Here is a 21,534-nt window from a genome sequence, read left to right on the forward strand (position 1 = left end):
AAAGGTGCTTTTAGCGAGCACCTTTTTTTACGTATGACTCGATGCGATCGAGACCTTTTTGTAACGCATCGATCGAGCAAGCGTATGACAAGCGAATATATCCTTCGCCGTATGTAGAAAACGCACTTCCTGGCACGACCGCTACTTTCGCTTCCTTTGCAAGCTTGAGGGCGAACTCAAATGAGGAGTGATGAAACGTTGCGATCGATGGAAAAATGTAAAACGCTCCGTTCGGCTTTTGTACGTGAAAGCCTATGGTGCAAAGGCGGTCGTACACATATTCCATTCGTTCAGCATATTGCTTTTTCATCTCCTCGGCATCGTTTATTCCGACCGTTAACGCTTCTAGCGCTGCTTTTTGTGAAATGGACGTCGCGCATGAAACGTTATATTGATGCACTTTTAATATATGCTCAATGACCCATTGCCGCGCAAATAAAAGACCGATGCGAAATCCGGTCATCGCATGCGATTTGCTGACGCCGTTAATGACGATCGTTTGATCCGGAAGCCATTTTGCAATCGACTCATGCGTGCCTGTAAACACAAGTTCACTATAAATTTCATCCGAAATGACCCATATCGGTTTATTTTTCACGAGCTCAGCGATTTGTTGCAATTCTTCGCTCGTTAACGTCATTCCTGTCGGGTTGGACGGATATGGAAGCACGATACAGCGCGTTCGCTCAGTTATAAACGGCTCGATTTGTTCAGCTAACAGTTTAAAATTTGTTTGGCGCGTATCGACATAGACAGGCGTAGCACCACATAAACGAATAATCGGCTCGTACCCTGGATAAATCGGGGCAGGGAGAATGACTTCCGAGCCTTCTGTTAAAATGGTGCGAAACGCAATATCAAGCGCTTGGCTTGCTCCGACAGTGACGATTACTTCATCGGTTGTATAGCGCAGCCCGTATTTCGTTTCAACAAAACGGCAAGCCGCTTCCCGTAAAGGCAAGTATCCCGCATTATGCGTATAAGAAGTAAATTGCTCATCAAGCGCTCGCTTCGTTGCTTCTTTAATATGTTCCGGCGTCGGAAAATCAGGCTGTCCAATCGTTAACGAAATGATATCTTTTTCTTGTGCAACGAGATTAAAAAATTGGCGAATGCCAGATAACTGAATATGTTGCACACGTTCATTGATCGGAAGCATCATCGTTTTTCACCTTTCTTCATTTTCTTTTTATTAAACAATAAAAGGTGAACGTTTCGCAATGTGTTTTTGCGTCAAACGTTCACCTTATGTGCTGTTCTGTCGTTTCACAGTCGATCATGCGTGCACTTCCTCCAAATGACGATAGCGTTCTAGAAGCTCGTTGTATTGTTGCGCGAGGGTTAGAAACAACGCTTCATCCCGTTGCTCAAGCGCCTTGTCAATATCGCGCATGAGCCGATCTCTTTCGTACCGAAATAACGCCTGTTCAATCACCAATTGTGCGACTTGTTTGTAATCTGTGAGATCATACGGTTGAGATACGAGTGCCATATCATTGTACTTTTCAAACATGTTTCATTCCCCCTTAGAGAGAAGAATATTCTTCTCCTTTTCTACATTATAAAGAGTTTTTTGTAAATTGTAAATAAAATTTAGAAAAATAAAAATAAAAAATAAAAGCTGACGAATGCCAGCTTTATATATTAATAACCGTAGTCCCAGTCGATTTCTTCATCATGCCAAAGAACTGCTTCTGTTTCTTCATCCACGACTTCTTCAAGTTGTTCTTTTTCTACATCTTCTAAAATCGTGACCGTATGATTTTCTTCAAAAAGAATGGCTAACCCTTTCATTTTGACACCTTCTCTTTTCGTGTTTTTCTTCACAAACATTGTAACGCGCTTCGCTTGTCCACGTCTATCATGTTCATAAAGATGTCAATGTTTTTGTTTTTTCAGAAAATACGAACACATTTATGTCCGTTGGCGAGTGTGCTACAATACAAAAGGAACAATGATCAGGAGGCATTACATGTTTAGCGCTGTGATTAAACCGCTCGTTGTCAATATGACGATTTTATTTTCACTCATTTTCAATGCCAACTTATTTTTTCCGTTTCGTCGAAAAATGGTGCTCACTTGGAAACAAAAAATGATGTACGGCGTTGCTGCATCGTTTACGGCTTTGTTATGTATGATGTATCCAATTCAGCCGTTAGCGAAAACGAACTTCGACTTTCGCATGATCGTCATTTTAGTGACGACATTATATATCGGAAAAACGGCTGGGCTGTTATGTACGTTCACCGTTGTTATCGCACGGTTCATCATTGGCGGTCCGTTCGCTTATGCAGGAGCGACCGTTTCTGTATTTGCATACGTTGTCGGCATATTGTTTCGCTCGTCTTTTTTTAACGTCAAAAGAAAAATGTTATATGGGCTTATGATCGTTTTCATTTATCTCATTTTATATATCGCAACGATTATATACGCCGTTCCGCCGCTTCCTTGGCGATTTTATGTCGTTTACTTCTCCTTTTTTATCGCCATGTTTTTAGCGCTTATTTACGTCATCGAGCGACTCATTCAATTTAACGAGCAGTTTGACGATATGATTTACCTCGATAAACTAGCGACGGTCAGCGAAATGGCGGCTTCATTTGCCCATGAAATTCGCAATCCGCTCACGACGGTGCGGGGCTTCGTCCAATTTTTAAGCAAAGATACGACCGATGAAAACGTAAAAAAGTTTGCCCCGATCATTTTAGAAGAATTAGACCGAACGAATGACATTATTACAGAATATTTAACGCTCGCTAAACCAGCATCCTTTCAACTGCAAAAAGTGAACATCGATGACATTTTACATACCTCTGTCCATTTATTAAGTCCGCTCGGTACGATGACGAACGTGTCGCTACATCTCTACACAGAAGGTAAAAGCGACGTGTATGGCGATGCGCATTATTTAAAACAAGCGCTCTTAAACGTGATGAAAAACGGGATTGAAGCGATTGAATACGGTGGGGCGGTGACGGTTCATAAAACGGTCGATGAAAAAGAAAAGGAAGTCATTATCACGATTCGCGATACAGGAAAAGGAATGACTGAAGATGAGCTGAAAAATATCGGCTTGCCGTACTATACGACAAAATCGAAAGGAACCGGGCTTGGAAGCATGATCGCCTCTCGGCTCATTCGCCAAATGGGAGGAACGATGGCGTACGAAAGCCGACTAAATGAAGGAACGACCGTTACGATTACATTACCGCTATATGAAGGGGATTAGTCCCCTTCTTTTTTCATATAGTCGATAAACATCGTGATCGTATCGATCGTAAAAGTCGACAGCGGTTCAGATAAGTGAGAAAACATCCATAGTTTTAATGCCCCAAAATATAGTTGAAGAGCGATTAACGAAAGCGTTTCGGAAGATCGTTTCGTTCGAATGTCTCCGCATCGTTTCCCTTCTTCAAATATGTTCGTCAACATATGAATAAAAGGAGTGAACGGAAGCGTCTCTTGTTGTTTTCCCGTATAAATATGTACCATGGATTTCGTCACTTCTTTTCCGAGTTTTTCGTGCATCGTTGTTAATTCATAAAACAACTGCTCGATTTGCTTATGCCACATTCGTTCCTCGCTTTCTTGCACCCTTTTACATATGCGTTCTACATGCGTGGAAAACACGCTTTGTAACACTTCTTCTTTCGTGCGAAAATAATTAAAAAACGTTCCTTTCGCGACACCCGCTTCATTTGTAATTTGTAAAACGGTCGTTTGCTCATACCCTTGTTTTTGAAATAATTGAAGGGCGGTTTGTTGGAGCAATATTCTCGTTTGCTTTTTTTGTCTCTCTCTTTTCATCATGAGTCCCCCATTATCATCGTCTACTTTTATTATAGTGATTTTTACCTAGGAATAAAGTAATATTTTAAAAGATGAAAGTTTTGTTTAGACATGTATCATTCGCATATATATGGAAAGAAACATGAAAAGGAGGAATGGACATGTGGGGTGTCGATTCAGCGGCAAAGGTGACGGAACCGTTGCTTGCGTGTGTAAGAAAAGAATACGGTTTTCCGCAATTTTGGGGAAGATATGTGACGACGGTGCCGAACGTATCGGATGGGTTGACGAAAGAAGAAATCGCGTTTATTCGTGGGCGCGGCATAAAAATCGCGCCGATTTACAATGCGTTTCGTGAGGCGACACAATACGAAAAAGGGAGAACGGCGGCGCGCAATGCGATTTTTCACGCGCGCAGATTAGGCATCCCGAAAAATAAAGTCATTTTTGCGAACATTGAAGATGAATTTCAAGTAGATGACGCATGGATTCAAGCATGGGTTGATACGTTTTATCCGAGCGGATATCGCCCAGGAATATACGCCAATCCGACGAAAGGGGCGTTTGGTGAAGCTTATTGTGAAGCGGTGAAAAACGATGAACGCATCGCCCAACAAACGATTATATGGAGCTCATACCCGCGCCCAGGGACGACGCCAGCGACCAAAGCGCCGACGTATCGACCGAACGTGCCGAATTGTCGCGCGAACGTTTGGATGTGGCAATATGGGCGCGATGCCGACCGTTGTGCGATCGATACGAACGTGGCAAACCGAAAAATAAGCGACTATTTATATTAAAAATTTTTTCTATGCCTATTAAAGAAGTATGATAAAATGAAGGTAAATGTTGTCGTAATGGAGGCTGTTTTATGGAAAATAAAAACGGAATTTTATTAGAAAGTGGGACGAATGAACTAGAAATTGTCGAATTTTTAATTGGTGAAAACCGATTTGCGATTAACGTCATTAAAGTAAAAGAAATTATTCATCCGATCACGCCGACAAAAGTGCCGCATGCGCATCCATACATCGAAGGCATTATTGAATTGCGCGGTGAGGTACTTCCGCTTATTGATTTAGCGAAAGCGCTCGGCTTTGGACCGTCAAATAACCCAGCGCAAGATAAATATATTGTTGCGGAGTTTAATCAACAAAAAGTTGTGTTTCACGTCCATAACGTTACACAAATTCATCGCATATCATGGAAGCAAATTGAAAAACCGTCGCAAATGTATCAAGGATTGGAAAGCCAAATTATTGGTGTTATAAAATTAAACGGAAATATGATTTTATTGCTTGACTTTGAAAAAATCGTCGTCGATATTAACCCGCAATCAGGCATTCACGTCGAGCGTGTGAAAAAACTTGGCAAACGTGAGCGGTCGAATAAAAAGCTGATCGTTGCGGAAGACTCACCGTTGTTACGTAAGCTCCTTCACGACACACTCGCAGAAGCCGGATACGTATATGTCGAGTTTTTTGAAAACGGCGAAGATGCGTTAAACTATTTACAATCGATCGTTCAAAAAGGAAAGCCGGTTGAAAGCGAAGTGCAATTAGTCATTACTGACATTGAAATGCCGCAAATGGACGGCCATCATTTAACGAAACGCATTCGCGAAGATGAAACATTAAAACATTTACCTGTCATCATTTTCTCTTCTTTAATTACAGATGACCTTCGTCATAAAGGGGAGCGCGTTGGAGCGACGGCACAAGTAAGTAAACCGGAAATTGCCGAACTTGTGCAAATGATTGATCAACACATTTTGTAGTAGGGGATTGCTATGGACCGTTATGAAAAATATCGCCAACATTTTTTAAAAAATATTCGCAAACGGTTAGAAGAATGGGAAACGGTAGATGAAATTGCTCATCAAGACGTATATCGTCTGCTTCATTCCATTGCTGGTACAGCCGCGATGATCGGAATGACCGATATCGGAAATTATGCGCGTCAGTTAATGGAGCAATGGGGCGAAGATGAAGAAAAAACGTGGAAAGCGACAGATGTGAAAGAGCGGCTCGCCTCGCTTTTTCAACTTTGTTATGAACAACAAATTGGCGAAGTGACACAAGGGGAACAAGGAACGAAAAAGGGAGACGAACCGACCGTTTTACTTATTGATGATGATCCATCGTTTTTAATGTATGTGAAAGAGCATCTCGAACAAAGCGGATGGTACGTTGTCGCCATTGCCGATCCGATCAAAGCGGTCGCTTCGTTTTACGACGTTCGTCCGGATTGTGTCGTCATCGATATTCATATGGAAACGAAAACAGGGTTTGAAGTATTAACGTTTTTAAAACAAAAATTAAAACAACAATTCGTCCCGATGATTATGGTGAGCATTGATGATCGAAAAGAAACGCGCATGAAAAGTTACGAAATGGGCGCGGACGATTTTATTCCAAAACCGTTTGCGATCGATGAATTTATCGTGCGCATTCGTCGTCAGCTCCAAAGAAAGCAATTAATTGACGAACTGCTTCTTTTAGATGAATTGACGCACGTCTACAACCGGAAATATTTAAAACAAGCATATGAACAATTAAAAAGCGACTGGCATCGCACGCACGAACCGTTTTGTTTAGCGGTGCTCGATATTGACCATTTTAAACGAGTCAACGACCAATACGGACATTTAATGGGCGACGTCGTTTTAAAACAATTTGCGCAATTTTTAAAAACGAACGTCCGCGCACGCGATGTTGTCATTCGTTTCGGTGGAGAAGAATTTGTCGTGTTATTGCCGGCGACAGAAGCAACAGAAGCGTTTCTTGTGTTCGATCGTCTGCGCGAACAGTTTGAACAGATGACGTTTCAATGTGATGAAACGACGTTTTCATGCACGTTTTCGACAGGGATCGTTGAAGTGCTTGATCCAACGAAACCGATTGGTCATTGGATTGAGTTGGCTGATTCTGCCCTATATGAAGCGAAAAATACAGGAAGAAATTGCGTCGTGCTTGCGAAACAACAAGAAGCATCGTATCGCCGAACTATGAAAGTCGCGATTGTCGATGATGATGCGATTGTGCGCGCCATTGTGACAGACGTCGTGCAAAAAATGTTTACGAAAGAAAAAGTGACGCTCGATTTGCGGGCGTTTAAAGACGGCGAGCAGTTTATAGCGTCCGATTGGCATCGCGGAACAGAACCATGCCTCGTCATTTTAGACGGAGTCATGCCAAAAATGGATGGGCTTGAAGTGTTGCAGCAGTTGCGAAGCCAAAAAGATTCATCAAGATATAAAGTCATTATGTTAACAGCAAGAAAAAGCGAAAACGATATTGCTCGCGCGCTTGAGCTCGGTGCAGATGACTATATGACAAAACCGTTCAAGCTGCTTGAGCTTGAAGCAAGAATACGCCATATGTTAAAAAGGATGAATTAGTTGTGTCTAATCAACTTGTTTTGTTTACGGTCATCGTCATCACTTTATTCGCTGTTTTACTTGCGATTTTTCTTTATTTAGTTGTCCGAAAAAGAAAAGACGGCAAATGGAAGCGAGAAGTGGAAACGTATAAACAGTTGTATGAACCGGTGTTATTTCGCTATTTAGCCTACGGTGACGAACAAGTCCCTGCTCCGTCATCATCTGCGCAACATGTGGCGATGATGGAGCTACTCGATCATTTTATGCGCGTGCTTGCCAATGGGGACGTAAAAGAGAGGGCAACAGCGCTAGCAGAGATGTATTTTGTCGATTATTTACGAGCGCAACTTGTTCATCGTCGGCTCGGAAGAAGAATGAACGCCCTCTTTTTTATTGAAGATTTTTATCTTCGCTCGCTCGTCCATGAGTTAGAAGCGATGTACGAACAAAAACAGCTTACGACGATGGAAAAGCGCCAACTGTTAAAAATGTTTGCGCTTTTTCAGCATCCACACGTATATGAATATATGAAACAAACGGATGAATCGTTTACGCAATTTGATTATCGCCTCATTTTATCGCGCATGGACGATCGTATGTTTGCGAAAATGGTTGACCATTTTTTTGATTGGAATGAAAAAATACAATATGCGTTAATTGATATGATTGGCATTATGCAAAAGTTTGCGCACGTTTCATTTTTGCGTACATTGCTTCGGCATGAGCAAAGCGAATATCGCATTCGCGCATTAAAAGCGTTAGCGGAAATTGCTTTTCCGCTTGATTCCGAGCAACTTCGCATTCATTTACATTCACCCGTTTGGCAAGAGCGACTCATGGCACTTCGGCTATGTGCGCGCACACGTCCATATGAGCTTGTTGAGACGATGAAAGAGCTTGTCAAAGACCGTGTGTTCTCCGTGCGCTCGCAAGCGGCAGAGGCGTTGTTGCGCATGCCAAACGGCTTGGCGATTCTTGAACAAATCGCCCAAACATCAGATGACCGTTATGCGCGCGATATGGCGCTTGAGTGGTTAGAAAGAGGGCGAGAAAATGATTAAATTGGCAGCGATGTTCGTCTTTTTCTTTATGATTGCGGTCATTTTATTTTATACGTTTTTACTCGTCGTGTCGCTTATTCAATTGCGCCGCATGTACGAATTAGACGAATGGGAGCCGTATGAAGAAATGCTCGATGTGAGTTATACGAAACCGGTCTCGATTTTAGTGCCTGCCTACAATGAAGAAGCTGGCATTTTTGCAACCGTTCGCTCGTTACTTAGCATCGAATACCCAGAGTATGAAATTGTCGTCATTAACGACGGTTCAACAGACGATACGCTTGCGCGGTTGAAGCGGGATTTCGATCTTATTCCGATGAAGCGCGTCATTCGTGAACAACTAAAAACGAAACGGGTGCGTGCCGTGTATCGTTCCCGCAAGTTCTCTCATTTATTTGTCATCGATAAAGAAAACGGTGGAAAAGCAGATGCGTTAAATGCGGGGATTAATTTTTCAACGTATCCATACGTTTGTTCTATTGATGGCGACTCGGTCATTGAACGCCGTGCCTTTTTAAAAGTCATGAAGCCGATTGTGGACTCAGATGAAGACGTGATCGCATCAGGTGGAAGCGTGCGCATCGCTAACGGTTGCGACATTGAAAAAGGGGAAGTGGTGCGCATTGGACTTTCCCGTCATCCGCTTGTCATTATGCAAGTCATTGAATATTTGCGCGCGTTTTTAATGGGACGTATCGGATTAAGCCGCCATAATTTATTGTTAATTGTTTCAGGGGCTTTCGGCGTCTTTTCAAAACAATGGGTCATTCGTGCTGGTGGATATGCGCATACAGTCGGAGAAGATATGGAACTTGTCGTCCGACTCCACCGTCTCATAAAAGAAACGAAAACAAATAAAAAAATTGTGTACGTGCCTGATCCGGTTTGTTGGACGGAAGCGCCAGAGTCGATGACCGATTTGCGCAAACAGCGGCGGCGCTGGCATCGCGGATTGTTTGAAAGCCTTTGGCTTCATCGGCGCATGTGGTTTAACCCGCGTTACGGCTCAATCGGGCTCGTATCGATGCCATATTTTTTACTCATTGAATTTTTAGGTCCTGTCGTTGAGCTGCTTGGTTATATCCTCATTATCGTTTCGCTCATATTAGGCGACATATATATTGAATTTGCGATTTTACTATTCCTCGTTTCCGTTTTGTACGGTTCACTTTTTTCAATGGCTGCCATATTGCTAGAAGAATGGACGGTGCGGAAATTTTCGAATGTTTCAGACGTTGTACGCCTCTTTTTTTATTCATTTACTGAAACGTTATGGTATCGTCCGTTGACGGTGTTATGGCGCTGTGAGGGAATTGTTGATGCGCTGTTAAAAAGAAAAGGATGGGGAGAAATGAAAAGAAAAGGTGTGTCGAAATGATGAACAAACAACGTTGGCTCGTTTTATATGTCGTCTTTATTTTTCTGATCATTTCTTCACCGTATTGGCTATGGAAAATGAAGCCATCCACCACGTTACACGTGTTGATTGTCAATAAAACGGTTCCAGATGATACGTATCGTGAACATGAAGGGCTCGTTTGGCTATTAAACCAACAAAAGTACGTGAAGCCAAACGGAGCGCGCTATGAGTTAAAAAAAGATTACGTTGGGTTTATCCCAACGACAAAAAAAGAGCGTCCATGGCCGACATCGTTACAATCGTACGATGTTATTTATGTGGCCGACACGTACGGTGTATATGAAAATGATTTGACGATAGAAAAGAAGAAAGGGAAGCGCTCTAAAAAAGTGTACGGTGGTCTGACAGAACAAGAAGTCGATCGGTTGCACGAGGCGATGTTTGAAGGAAACAAAACGCTTATTGCCGAATTTAATTCGTTCGCAAGCCCGACCGATCCGTCTGTTCGCAACAAATTTTATGCTTTATTAAACGTCGAATGGACGGGCTGGATTGGCCGCTATTTCCCGAAGCTTGAAAATGACGAAGTGCCTGTTTGGGTAAAAGAAAATTACGAAAAACAATATAATGAACGATATGCATTTACCGGTCCGGGTTATGTGCTTGTTGATGAACACGATCGGCTCGTCATTTTAGATAAAAAAGAAATAGGAAAACGAGGGGTGCTTTTTACTCCGACGAAAAAAGGAGAAAAAAAGCTTGGGATCGACGGCTCTATTCCGTATTCGTATTGGTTTGATATCGTCAAGCCTATACATGTCGAGGAAGTGTTAGCGACATATACGCTGTCGTTATCGGAACGTGGAAAAGAAAAATTGCAAGCGCTCGGGCTGCCGATGACGTTTCCAGCCATCGTTCACCATCGAAATGCGCGGTATGAGGCGTATTACTTTTGTGGTGATTATGCGGATCAACCGGATGTGCCGGGCATATATCAAACGGTCGGCATCGACGTATGGCGCAAATGGACAGTGCGTCATGACCCGAATAGCACCGCATCGTTTTATTGGAAAGCATATGTTCCGATGATGAAAACGATTTTTCAATCTGTGCATCATGACGAAAAGCGTACGGTCGAACGAACGATTGCGAAAACAGAAGACGGTATTCAGCTCGCTGGACGCGTCGGAGAGCAATATATACAAATTTATAAAAACGGGAAATGGAAAAATGTGTTGTTAAAAGGAGTGAATATGGGGATCGCAAAGCCGGGTCATTTCCCGGGGGAAACAGCGATTACGAAAGAACAATATTTCCGTTGGTTTAAACAAATTGGGGCAATGCATGCGAATGCCGTTCGTGTGTATACGATTCACCCGCCTGCGTTTTATGAGGCGTTTTACGAATATAACGAAATCGCCGAGCAGCCTTTATATTTATTTCACGGGGTATGGGTGAATGAAGAAACGTTTTTGCGCACAAACGATGCATTTGCAAAAGAAAATACGGATGAATTTGTTGCGGAAATGAAACGAACGATCGATATCGTTCACGGGCGGGCAACGATCCCACCTCGCCCAGGGCATGCGAGCGGCATATATCGATATGACATTTCACCGTATGTGCTCGGCTGGATTTTCGGGGTCGAGTGGGAACCGACTGTCGTTCATGCGACAAATATGAAACATGCACGTTTACTAGATTACAAAGGGACGTATGTGTACACAAAAGGTGCGTCGCCGTTTGAAATTTGGCTTGCGCGCATAATGGATGAAGCGATTGCGTACGAAACGGAAACGTACGGCTGGCAACGTCCGGTCAGTTTCACAAACTGGGTGACGACCGATTTGTTAACGCATCCGAGCGAACCGCTAGAAAAAGAAGATTTCGTATCGGTAAACCCGAACGTCATATATTCGACAAATAAAATGCATAGCGGCTTATTTGCGTCGTATCACATTTATCCATATTATCCGGACTTTTTAAACTATGAGCCGAAATATGTGAATTATATCGACCATCGTGGCGAGAAAAACAACTATGCAGGCTACTTACACGATATGAAACGCGTGCATCGCATGCCGATTGTCGTCGCTGAATTTGGCGTCCCGTCATCGCGCGGCATGACGCATCGCAACGTATACGGAATGAACCAAGGATTTCATTCCGAACAAGAACAAGGTGTAATCAACAAAAAATTGTTTGAAGACATCGTTCATGAACGCATGGCAGGCGGCTTTATTTTCACATGGCAAGATGAATGGTTTAAACGAACGTGGAACACGATGGATTACGACAACCCGGACCGCCGTCCGTTTTGGTCCAACGCGCAAACGAACGAACAACAATTCGGCTTACTCAGCTTTGATCCAGCAGAAAATGAAACGATGATGATCAAAGTCGATGGGCGAAAAGAAGATTGGGCATTCCAACAAATCGCTCCTGCCTTTCAACAAGACGGGCGCGCGCTCTATATGACGAGCGATGAACGGTACGTTTACATTCGTTACGACACAACCGTTAAGCAAGACAAAGACGTATATATATTGTTTGACACGATCCGAGATCAAGGGCAATCGACCGTTCTCGATGTGCCGAACGTACGAACAGAAGGCGTCGATTTCGTTCTCCATTTGCGCGGTGAAAAAGAAGGGCGATTATGGGTTGATAGTTATTACGATTCATTTTATTATCATTACGGACACGTCTTAAATATGATTGACCGTTTGCCGTATGCGAACAAAAAAAATAACGGCGTATATCATCCGATTCGTTTGACATTAAATAAAAAATTACAAATTAAAGGAAAAACGTATCCGTTCGATTTTTATGAAACAGGTGTTATGACGTTTGGTACCGCAAATCCGGACGATGAAGCGTACAATTCTTTAACAGACGTAAGCGTCAGCAAACGAAAAGATGGATATGAAATTCGCATCCCATGGGCGTTGTTAAATGTGAAAGACCCGAGCATGCACGAAGCGATGGGAGATATGTGGCAAGGCGGATTAGCAAGCAGCCGAACGATGGACGGCATTCGCATCGGCGTGTATGAAAAAGGGTTTTCATATCCTGAACATTTAGATGCAAAACAATTTTATACGTACACATGGGACGGTTGGGAGCAACCGACATATCACGAACGGTTAAAACGTTCGTACACGATCGTGCAACAAATATATAAGAACGTTGAAGGAGAGAGAAAATAATGGCGAAAATTTTATTAGCGGAAGATGAAGAAGTGTTGCGTATGCTCGTTGTCGATACGTTAGAAGATGAAGGGCACGACATCGATGAAGCGTGCGATGGGGAAGAAGCGTTAGAGCTGATTAAACAAAATGACTACGATTTAATTTTACTTGATTATATGATGCCAATATATACCGGTTTAGAAGTCATTCAACAAGTGCGCCAAATGCCCGATAAAAAACATGTAAAGATTATGATGCTATCAGCAAAAAGTCAACAGGCGGATCAACAACGTGTATTAGATGCTGGCGCTGACTATTTTATGGCGAAACCGTACAGCCCGCTTGAATTAGTACAACGAATCGAGGCGATTTTACATGGAGAAGATGCGTAACTATTTTCGGCAAAGCTTAGCAAGACAATTTGTTGCGCTTGTCACGAGCTTTTTATTCATCTTTGTGATCGGCTCGGCATCCCTTTTTTCGTATCAATCGTCGTTAACGACGTCATTTGAACAAAAAAAGGAACAAATCGAAACAAAGATGAAATATGCGCAAGAAATTGAACGGGCGTTTAACCAAGCGTTTTCTGATGCGCGCGGTTATTTAGCATTTAATCGGAAAGAATTTAAACTAAGCATTTTTCGCGAACAAGAAAATGTGCAAACGGCGCTCGATGCGTTAGAGTTAGCTGCGACGACAAAAGACGATACGCAATATATTTTAAAGGCGCGCCAGTTTGCTAACTATTATTTCGGTACGCTCGTTCCGCAAGCGATTGAAGCGTTTGAAAACGGCAATATACAAAAAGTATTAAGCTTATCCGAAAACGGCGGAACGGCGTCAATTGAACAATTCCAATTTCAAATGAAAACGTACAAAAATAAATTAACGGAACAGCTTGACCGTGAATTTCAACAATTGCGTGATGATCAAACGAAAGCCCAAACCGCGTTTATTTTATTCATTTTTACGATTTTGACAATTTTAATTACAATCGCGCGCATCATGATGAAAAAAATCGGAAGACCACTCAATGCATTAGCGGTCGTGGCTGAAAAAATTGCTAAGGACGAACAAGTCGTCTATGACATGCGTGAAACGACAAATCGCGAGGATGAAATTGGGAAACTAGCAACCGCCTTTAAAAAAATGTTAACGAGCATTCAAGAAAAAGAAGAAAGTTTAATGGCGCACAACGAAGAATTGATGGCGCAGCAAGATGAATTAGAGTTTCAACAAGCCGAGCTTGAACAAGCGTTGGAGACGATGCAAGCGCGCGAACAACAATTAAAACGGCGCAACGATTTCATTAACGGATTATCGAACTCACTTGATAAACAAGAAGTGTTAAATAGCATTGTAATGCATATGGCGCGTGTCATGGAAGCGGATCGCGGCATGATCGTTTTAATGAACGACGAAAAAACGCATGCCACATTCGGATTGTCGGAATACGGGGTTGAACAATTTTTAACATATATTTATAACGGCTTGCATCAACGACTGTTTGAGCAAAAAAAGCCGTTTATGTTAAAACGAGAAGTCGCAGCTTCTGAAAAAGGGTATCACGAAGAAACGATGTTCGTGCACGACGTCTTTTTGCCTGTCTTGTCAAACGAAAATGACGTGCAAGCCATTTTAGTATTTAGTCGCTTTGGCGGACCGTTTTCTGATGAAGATATTCAAGAATATGTCGGTTTAACGAAACAAATATCGATTTCACTACAAAAAATTGCGCTATACGAACAGTCAGAACGAGCGCGTGAAACGGTACAACATATTTTAAATACGGTGCAAGAAGGCATTCATTTCGTTGACCAGAATGGCAACAGCATGATCGTCAATAAACAAATGGTTGCACTGCTGCAAAAACAATCGATTGCTGAACTTGAAGGAGCAAGCTACGAACGATGGGTGCGCGACTTAGTTGAGCAATCAGACGCTGGCGAAAAGCTATGCGATTATTTACGCGCCATTATTTTTAACGGCGATGAAGAACGTGAGCCGTTTGTGTACCATTTACCGCAAAAACGAAAAGTCATTCAAGTGTACGCCAAGCCGTTATATCGCAATGGGGAGCGACAAGGAACGGTATTTGTTCATCGCGACATTACGAAAGAGTTTGAAGTCGACCAAATGAAATCAGAGTTTGTGAGCACCGTCAGCCACGAATTGCGCACGCCGTTATCGAGCGTACTCGGCTTTACGGAGCTCATGTTAACGAAAGAGTTGAAGCCAGAACGGCAGAAAAAATATTTAACGACGATTTACCAAGAAGCAAAACGATTAACGGCGTTGATTAACGACTTTTTAGATGTACAGCGAATGGAGTCTGGCAAACAAACGTACGACAAAAAATACGAAGATGTCGTTGCGATTATTGAAAGCGTCATTGAAACGCAAAAAGTAAATACAACGATCCATCAGTTTCATGTACAAAAAGAAACAAACAAAACGACGGTGCTCGGCGATCGCGATAAGCTCGCCCAAGTGTTTACAAACTTAATTAGCAACGCCATCAAATATTCACCAGAAGGCGGCAATATTACAGTGCGCATATACGAACGAGGCAATCGACTATGCGTCGATGTGCAAGACGAAGGGTTAGGCATTCCAGAAGAAGCGATCCCGAACTTATTTACGAAATTTTATCGCGTCGACAATTCCGACCGTCGCCGCATCGGTGGAACAGGGCTTGGACTAGCGATCGTAAAAGAAATTGTTAAAGCGCATGAAGGGGAAGTGAGCGTCACATCGGAATTGAAAAAAGGAAGTACGTTTACCGTCTCATTGCCGCTTGTCGTTATGGCGAATACGGGAGACGACGAACGCGAAACAGATGAAAAACAAGCGCATGCGCACGTTATTATTGTCGAAGATGATGAAAATTTAGCGGCGCTATTAGAAGCCGAACTAAAAGATAGCGGATTTCGCGTCAAACTCGTCAAAGAAGGGAAAGAAGCGATCGAGCTCATTCAAAAAGAAAAGCCGGATGCGGTCGTGTTAGACATTATGTTAGAAGAACATGACACGTCTGGTTGGGATGTATTAAAAGCGTTAAAGCAAAATGAAGAGCTCGCCCATATTCCTATTATCATTTCTTCGGCGTTAGAAGAACGGGAAAAAGGAATGGCGCTCGGCGCAAATAGTTATTTAGTGAAACCGTATCAACCGAGCCAACTATCAAAAACGATTTTGCAAATGTTGTTAAATAAAGAGCGACAAGGAGAAATTTTCGTCCCGCTGAACGAGGAAGCCAATTAAGGTTTCCTCTTTTTTTGTATAAAAAACGTTTGTCATTGCAAACTAGTAAAAAACGAAGCGGAAGAAAAAGGGGGCAAGATGATGTGGTTTTCGAAAAAAAATCGAGTTGACGAGGTTGTGAAACAGCTTGCCCATTCGCCAGATTTCATGTGCCGCCGCATCGAATGTAAAGGAAAAGCGGTATCCGTCCTTTTTTTAAGCAATTTAATTAATCACGCTCATCTTCAACAAAACGTCCTTGCCTTTATTCATGAACAAGAACATATATCCATTGAGCAATTAGCGCGCTGTTTGCCGATTGGCGCAGTGAGCATATGTGAAACGGAAAAAGAAATGGCGTCATATATACGCGACGGTTGGGCGGGCATTTACATCGAAAAAGAAAAGCGTGGTCTTGTCGTCAACATCGCAGAAAAAGTCGAACGTTCGCTTGAAAAAGCGGAAACGGAATCGCTTGTCCTCGGTCCGAAAATGTCGTTTACCGAGTCCATCGATACGAACATTCGTATTTTGCGCCAAAATATTACCGATCAAAAATTAGTGACTGAAAAAATGACGATCGGGGTGCGCAACCCGCTCGATGTGCGCGTCGTATACATTGAGGACATCGCCGATCAAACAAACGTTCAAACGGTGAAGCAACGGTTAACGGAATTGCAAATTGACGAAGTGATCGACAGCTCCATTTTAGCGCAACTATTAGACGATCATGCATATACGATTTTTCCGCAATATTTATTAACGGAACTGCCTGACCGCTTAGCGTATAGCTTAATGAAAGGGCGCATCGGCATTTTTGTTGATCGTAGCCCGACGGTCATCATTTGTCCGACAACGTTTTTTAGCTTTTTTGAGACGACGGAAGACGTTTATTTACGCTGGACGATGAGCACCGTCTTGCGTGCGGTACGAATGCTTGGCATTTTCGCTTCCATTTTTTTATCACCGTTATATGTCGCCGTCATTACATATCATTACGAAGTCATTCCGTCCGCTTTATTGTTAACGATTGGCGAATCCCGTTCGCGCGTGCCCTTTCCTCCTGTCATTGAAGCGTTATTTTTAGAATTTATGATTGAACTATTGCGTGAAGCAGGGGCGCGCTTGCCGACAAAAGTCGGTCAAACGATGGGTATCGTTGGCGGTATCGTTCTCGGACAGGCTGCAGTGGAAGCCGGATTTACGAGCAACGTGCTCATCATTATTGTTGCATTAAGCGCGCTCGGTTCGTTTACGGCACCAAGTTATGAAATGGGGGCAACGATTCGCATTTTACGCTTCCCAATCATTTTACTTGCGGCGCTTTGGGGGCTTATTGGCATATTTATTGGCGTCAGCCTGTTGCTTATTCATTTATTAAAGCTTACATCGCTTGGACGCCCATATTTATCGCCGATGTATCCGTTTCGTTTTGCAGATATGAAATATGCGCTCATTCGTTTGCCGATTAAGTTTTATAACGAACGTCCGAAAACGAACCGTCCGCAAAACTCCCGCCGTTTTTCATGGCGTGAAGCGATGAAACGAAAGGATTTGGATGAATGATGAAAACGCCAAACGAACGGCTATCCGTGAATGCGTATCTCGTTTTTTTTCTCGTTCATACCGCGCAAATTGGCCTCGGCATCGTCGGCGTGCAGCGCGTCATTTTCGTTGAAGCGCGCCAAGATGCATGGATTGCCGTCCTTATTAGCGGGTTATGGATTCATCTTATCGTTTTCGTCATTTGCCAAACGTTAAAATCGTCGGAACATGACAACATTTTTTCGCTTCATACGTTCGTGTATGGACGTGTGCTCGGTTGGATCATGAACGCAGCGGTTGTCGTTTATTTTTTAATGGCGTATACGTCTATTTTGCTCGGTTATGTGGAGATGGCATTAACGTGGATGTACCCCGATTTTCCGCTTTGGGGCGGTGCGCTCATTTTAGTGCTTTTAACGGTATATGCCTTATATGGTGGCGGGTTTCGGCTCGTGGCTGGCGTTAGTTTTTTAACGTTTTTTATGGCCATTTGGATCGTCGTTGTCGTTTTTCAACCGTTGAAATATGCGGAGTGGATTCATTTGCTGCCGATATTGGAAGCGACGCCGAAACAGATGATGAACGGCGTATTAAAAACGTCTTACACGATGCTCGGCTTTGAAGTGTTATATATCATTTATCCGTTTGTAAAAGAAAAAGAGCGCGTTCATCGCTATGCGCAACTTGGCGTGTTATTGACGACGTTTCTCGTTGCCATAGTGACCGTCATTGCGATTGTCTTTTTTAGCCCGAAACAACTTGATGTCACCATTTGGGCGTCGTTATCGATGTTTACAATTGTGAAGTTTCCGTTCATTGAACGGTTTGAATATATCGTCATTCCGCTTTGGTTACTCGTCATTTTACCGAATTTACTTCTGTTTATGTGGGCGATGACGCGCGGGGGAAAAGCGCTTTTTCATATAAAACAAAAATACGGATTATTTATTTTCGCATGTTTATCTTTCTTCGTTGCGATGATGTTTGAAAAGCGAGCGACAATTAACGAGTTTATTGATCAAGTCGGATGGTACGGATTTTGGCTAAGCTTCGTCTATCCGTTTTTCTTATATGTTTTTGTGCGCATGAAAACATGGGCAAAGGGGAGCGCAAAATGAAATGGTTTATCGTTGTCATGTTGTTGCTTAGCGGTTGTGTATCTCCGCGCGTATTAGAACGACAAGGCATTATTACAGCAACGGGGTTTGATAAAAAAGGGAAGATGTACGAAGGGGGCTCCGTCATGTTGTCGTTTAAGAAGATGGGTTCATCGATGTCCGAAGTCATTGAAGCGACAAATAAAACGAGCAAAGGATTTCGTCAAGATTTAGAGGCGCAAACGAGCCACGATTTAGGTTCAGGACAAATTCGCGTCGTTGTATATGGAAAAGAATTAGCAGAGAAGGACGGGATTTTTGGGTTAACCGATACGTTACAACGCGATGCGAACATCGGCTCACTCGTTTATTTAGCTGTTGGGGAGCCGAGCGCAAAACAAGTCATAAAAAGTAAAAAACATGAAGATACGCCCGATATTGGCACGTATTTATATCGATTAATTGAAAAAAATTTGCGCAGTGAATCGCTATTAGCCGCGACGTTGCACGAGTTCATTCATAGTTATTACGACGTTGGAAAAGACGCTGTGTTACCTTGTTTATCAGTACGCGATGATAAACCGATTATCGAAAAAGTGGCGCTCTTTCGTGGGGATAAGTTTGTTGGAACAGTGCGGCTCGACGAAAGTTTTTACATTAAAATGTTATCCTCAGAGTATAACACCGGACTAAAAAATATGACCGTGTCGCGCGAAGATGTCGCGCCGTTGTTAATAAAGAAAAAGGGGAAAAAAGTAAATATAGTCATTAATGAAATTAAAACAAAACGAAAAATCAAGCTCATTAGCCAAAAGCCAACGCCCCATTTTCGCGTCACAGTAAACATGCAAACAGAAATTTTAGAAATATCTGATAAAACGAAACCGATTATGAAAGATAACGTCCATATACTTGAACGAGCCATTGAAAAGCAAATGAAAAAAGAAATCGATCAGTTATTGGTGAAATTAAAAAGGTATGAAACAGACCCGATCGGATTTGGACAAATATACGATCATTCGGTGCGCAAGTTACAGTTGACGGATAAACAATGGTTACAATTATACAAAGATGCGCGTATCGATGTCGATGTGAACGTATCGATTTTACGCACAGGAACAATTGACTAATTTTTGTTTCTTTATGAAAAATTATTTTCAATCGTTGTGCCATATGGTTTAATAAAAGAAGGAGGGACAATACAAAAAGCGAGGATTACAACATGAATGAACAGCAGTTTTTATTCCAACACCCTCCATTGATGAAATGGGAGGCCGTTGGGCAAAAGTTTGATCAATGTGCGATTTTTTTTGTTACGAACGAAGATGGCACAATTGTGTATATGGGCGAATCGTTTATGAGACAACTATCACGTCGCTATGGCGTCGTGCAACAACTCGTTGACCGTGCTCATGAAGCCATTTCTACATTACATACAAACAATATGTGGTGCGGACAAGCGATCGTCGATCATCGTCATGCATATGTGCACGTGTATTCGTTTCAATCGCATTTCATTTGGACCGGGTGCTTTTTGATAGACGATGACGATTCCGATACATTAACGGGCGTCTTGTCGTACGATTCGTTTCAACATATGCTTTGCGAGCGAATAAATCAAAACGAACCGTTTACGTTATTGTCGCTTAATTTAGACCGATTTAAGTTTATTAACGATTTAATTGGCTATGAACGTGGAAACGAATTGTTAAAACAAGTAGCGGAGCGATTGCGTCGCTATGAAAACGGCATCGTTGCACGACAACATCGCGATCAATTTTTTCTCGCTTTTTATACGATTGACCGAAATGAATTGCATCGTTTACTTGGCGAAATGATGCAATTATTTTCCGTCCCGTTTCAACTGACCGATCAAGAGTTGACGGTGACGCCAAGCATTGGAGTAAGCGTCTTTCCTCATGATGCAACCAATTGGACGACGCTCATGTCGTTTGCCGACTTGGCGCTTGAAATTGCGAAAGAAAACGGGGGAAATACGTACTGTTTTTATACGAACGAATTAAAAAAGACGAACGAAGAAAAATTGTACATTCAGCATAGCATTCGAAAAGCGTTAAAGCAAAATGAATTTATGCTCCATTATCAACCGATTGTCGATATTCAAACAGGCGATATTGTGGCGGTCGAAGCACTGTTGCGTTGGCATCATCCGAAACGCGGCTGGATTTCGCCGGCGACGTTTATTCCGATCGCGGAGGAAACGAATTTAATTCAAGCGATTGGCGATTGGGTGTTGCGACAAGTATGTGAACAAAGTAAAGTGTGGAGGAAAAAAGGGCTCCCACATGTGCAAATCGGCATTAACGTCTCGATTAAACAATTTTTGCAAGCGGATTTAGTGAAACATATTGAACACGTGTTGCGCACGTACGATTTAGATCCGTTTTGCTTAAAACTAGAAATTACAGAAAGTATGGCGATGCATCATATCGATTATGTGCTCGCTCAACTTCAATCGTTAAAAAGTTTAGGGCTTCAACTTGCCGTTGACGATTTTGGGACAGGCTATTCTTCGTTGAACTATTTAAAAAAGCTTCCGGTCGACATTATAAAAATTGACCGTTCGTTTGTGCAAGATATGGTGAAACATTCATACGACTTATCGATCGTTCGCGCCGTCATTGAAGTGGCGCACAGCTTACAAATGAAAGTCATTGCCGAAGGGGTGGAAACGGAAGAGCAACTTGCGATTTTAAAACGAGAACGTTGCGACCGCGCCCAAGGCTATTATTTCAGCAAACCGCTCTCAGCTGAACAGTTTGAACAATTAGTCCAAAGTAAAAAAGGGCGATCTCATTAAGAGGCCGCCCTTTTGTGTAATATAATAAAGTATGATTGTTGAAGC

The 21,534-nt window shown here is 42.5% G+C and carries 17 protein-coding genes; 13 read left to right on the forward strand and 4 right to left on the reverse strand.

What is annotated here, in order from left to right:
* Nucleotides 1-10 precede the first annotated feature (10 nt).
* The 3 genes from JV16_RS00140 to JV16_RS00150 form a co-directional block, all read right to left on the reverse strand.
* Nucleotides 11-1,162 (reverse strand): aminotransferase A, encoded by a 1,152-nt coding sequence (locus tag JV16_RS00140; RefSeq protein ID WP_042533688.1) that lies wholly within the window; start codon nt 1,160-1,162, stop codon nt 11-13.
* A 114-nt stretch (nt 1,163-1,276) separates the two neighbouring features.
* Nucleotides 1,277-1,513, reverse strand: a complete 237-nt coding sequence (locus tag JV16_RS00145) for an IDEAL domain-containing protein (RefSeq protein WP_042533690.1) — start codon at nt 1,511-1,513, stop codon at nt 1,277-1,279.
* Nucleotides 1,514-1,644: 131 nt separating this feature from the next.
* Nucleotides 1,645-1,794 (reverse strand): hypothetical protein, encoded by a 150-nt coding sequence (locus tag JV16_RS00150; protein ID WP_162829821.1) that lies wholly within the window; start codon nt 1,792-1,794, stop codon nt 1,645-1,647.
* A gap of 178 nt (nt 1,795-1,972) precedes the next feature.
* Between JV16_RS00150 and JV16_RS00155 the strand changes: the two genes are divergently transcribed.
* Nucleotides 1,973-3,229 (forward strand): ATP-binding protein, encoded by a 1,257-nt coding sequence (locus tag JV16_RS00155; RefSeq protein ID WP_042533692.1) that lies wholly within the window; start codon nt 1,973-1,975, stop codon nt 3,227-3,229.
* Here the strand turns inward: JV16_RS00155 and JV16_RS00160 are convergent.
* Complete coding sequence (locus JV16_RS00160) at nt 3,226-3,810, reverse strand: TetR/AcrR family transcriptional regulator (protein WP_244463781.1); 585 nt, start codon at nt 3,808-3,810, stop codon at nt 3,226-3,228. The two genes, JV16_RS00155 and JV16_RS00160, sit on opposite strands and share 4 nt — an antisense overlap.
* 140 nt (nt 3,811-3,950) lie before the next feature.
* Here JV16_RS00160 and JV16_RS00165 point away from each other — a divergent pair, with 140 nt between their 5' ends.
* From JV16_RS00165 to JV16_RS00220, 12 genes are all read left to right on the forward strand, one after another.
* Nucleotides 3,951-4,589: a glycoside hydrolase domain-containing protein gene (locus tag JV16_RS00165; protein ID WP_042533695.1), complete on the forward strand. Its 639-nt coding sequence runs from the start codon at nt 3,951-3,953 to the stop codon at nt 4,587-4,589.
* Nucleotides 4,590-4,660: 71 nt separating this feature from the next.
* Nucleotides 4,661-5,566, forward strand: a complete 906-nt coding sequence (locus tag JV16_RS00170) for a chemotaxis protein (RefSeq protein ID WP_042533698.1) — start codon at nt 4,661-4,663, stop codon at nt 5,564-5,566.
* Between the two features lie 12 nt (nt 5,567-5,578).
* On the forward strand, nt 5,579-7,189 hold the full coding sequence (locus JV16_RS00175; RefSeq protein ID WP_042533700.1) for a diguanylate cyclase: 1,611 nt from the start codon (nt 5,579-5,581) through the stop codon (nt 7,187-7,189).
* A gap of 2 nt (nt 7,190-7,191) precedes the next feature.
* Nucleotides 7,192-8,232 (forward strand): HEAT repeat domain-containing protein, encoded by a 1,041-nt coding sequence (locus tag JV16_RS00180; protein WP_042533702.1) that lies wholly within the window; start codon nt 7,192-7,194, stop codon nt 8,230-8,232.
* Nucleotides 8,225-9,610 carry a glycosyltransferase family 2 protein gene (locus tag JV16_RS00185; protein WP_042533704.1) on the forward strand — a complete coding sequence of 462 codons (1,386 nt, stop codon included), beginning with the start codon at nt 8,225-8,227 and terminating at the stop codon, nt 9,608-9,610. Before JV16_RS00180 ends, JV16_RS00185 begins: the two co-directional genes overlap by 8 nt.
* Complete coding sequence (locus tag JV16_RS00190) at nt 9,607-12,801, forward strand: hypothetical protein (protein WP_209428830.1); 3,195 nt, start codon at nt 9,607-9,609, stop codon at nt 12,799-12,801. Before JV16_RS00185 ends, JV16_RS00190 begins: the two co-directional genes overlap by 4 nt.
* On the forward strand, nt 12,801-13,175 hold the full coding sequence (locus JV16_RS00195; protein WP_021094484.1) for a response regulator transcription factor: 375 nt from the start codon (nt 12,801-12,803) through the stop codon (nt 13,173-13,175). Before JV16_RS00190 ends, JV16_RS00195 begins: the two co-directional genes overlap by 1 nt.
* Entirely contained in the window at nt 13,159-16,047 is a 2,889-nt protein-coding gene (locus tag JV16_RS00200) for an ATP-binding protein (RefSeq protein WP_042533706.1), read from the forward strand. The genes JV16_RS00195 and JV16_RS00200 overlap by 17 nt, the downstream gene beginning before the upstream one ends.
* Nucleotides 16,048-16,125: 78 nt before the next feature.
* On the forward strand, nt 16,126-17,592 hold the full coding sequence (locus JV16_RS00205) for a spore germination protein (RefSeq protein ID WP_042533708.1): 1,467 nt from the start codon (nt 16,126-16,128) through the stop codon (nt 17,590-17,592).
* Complete coding sequence (locus JV16_RS00210; protein WP_042533710.1) at nt 17,589-18,689, forward strand: GerAB/ArcD/ProY family transporter; 1,101 nt, start codon at nt 17,589-17,591, stop codon at nt 18,687-18,689. The genes JV16_RS00205 and JV16_RS00210 overlap by 4 nt, the downstream gene beginning before the upstream one ends.
* Complete coding sequence (locus JV16_RS00215; protein ID WP_042533712.1) at nt 18,686-19,798, forward strand: Ger(x)C family spore germination protein; 1,113 nt, start codon at nt 18,686-18,688, stop codon at nt 19,796-19,798. Before JV16_RS00210 ends, JV16_RS00215 begins: the two co-directional genes overlap by 4 nt.
* 92 nt (nt 19,799-19,890) lie before the next feature.
* Complete coding sequence (locus JV16_RS00220; RefSeq protein ID WP_042533714.1) at nt 19,891-21,489, forward strand: putative bifunctional diguanylate cyclase/phosphodiesterase; 1,599 nt, start codon at nt 19,891-19,893, stop codon at nt 21,487-21,489.
* Nucleotides 21,490-21,534 lie beyond the last annotated feature (45 nt).

It is taken from the genome of Anoxybacillus ayderensis, from assembly GCF_000833605.1.
In the GTDB taxonomy this organism is placed as follows: domain Bacteria; phylum Bacillota; class Bacilli; order Bacillales; family Anoxybacillaceae; genus Anoxybacillus; species Anoxybacillus ayderensis.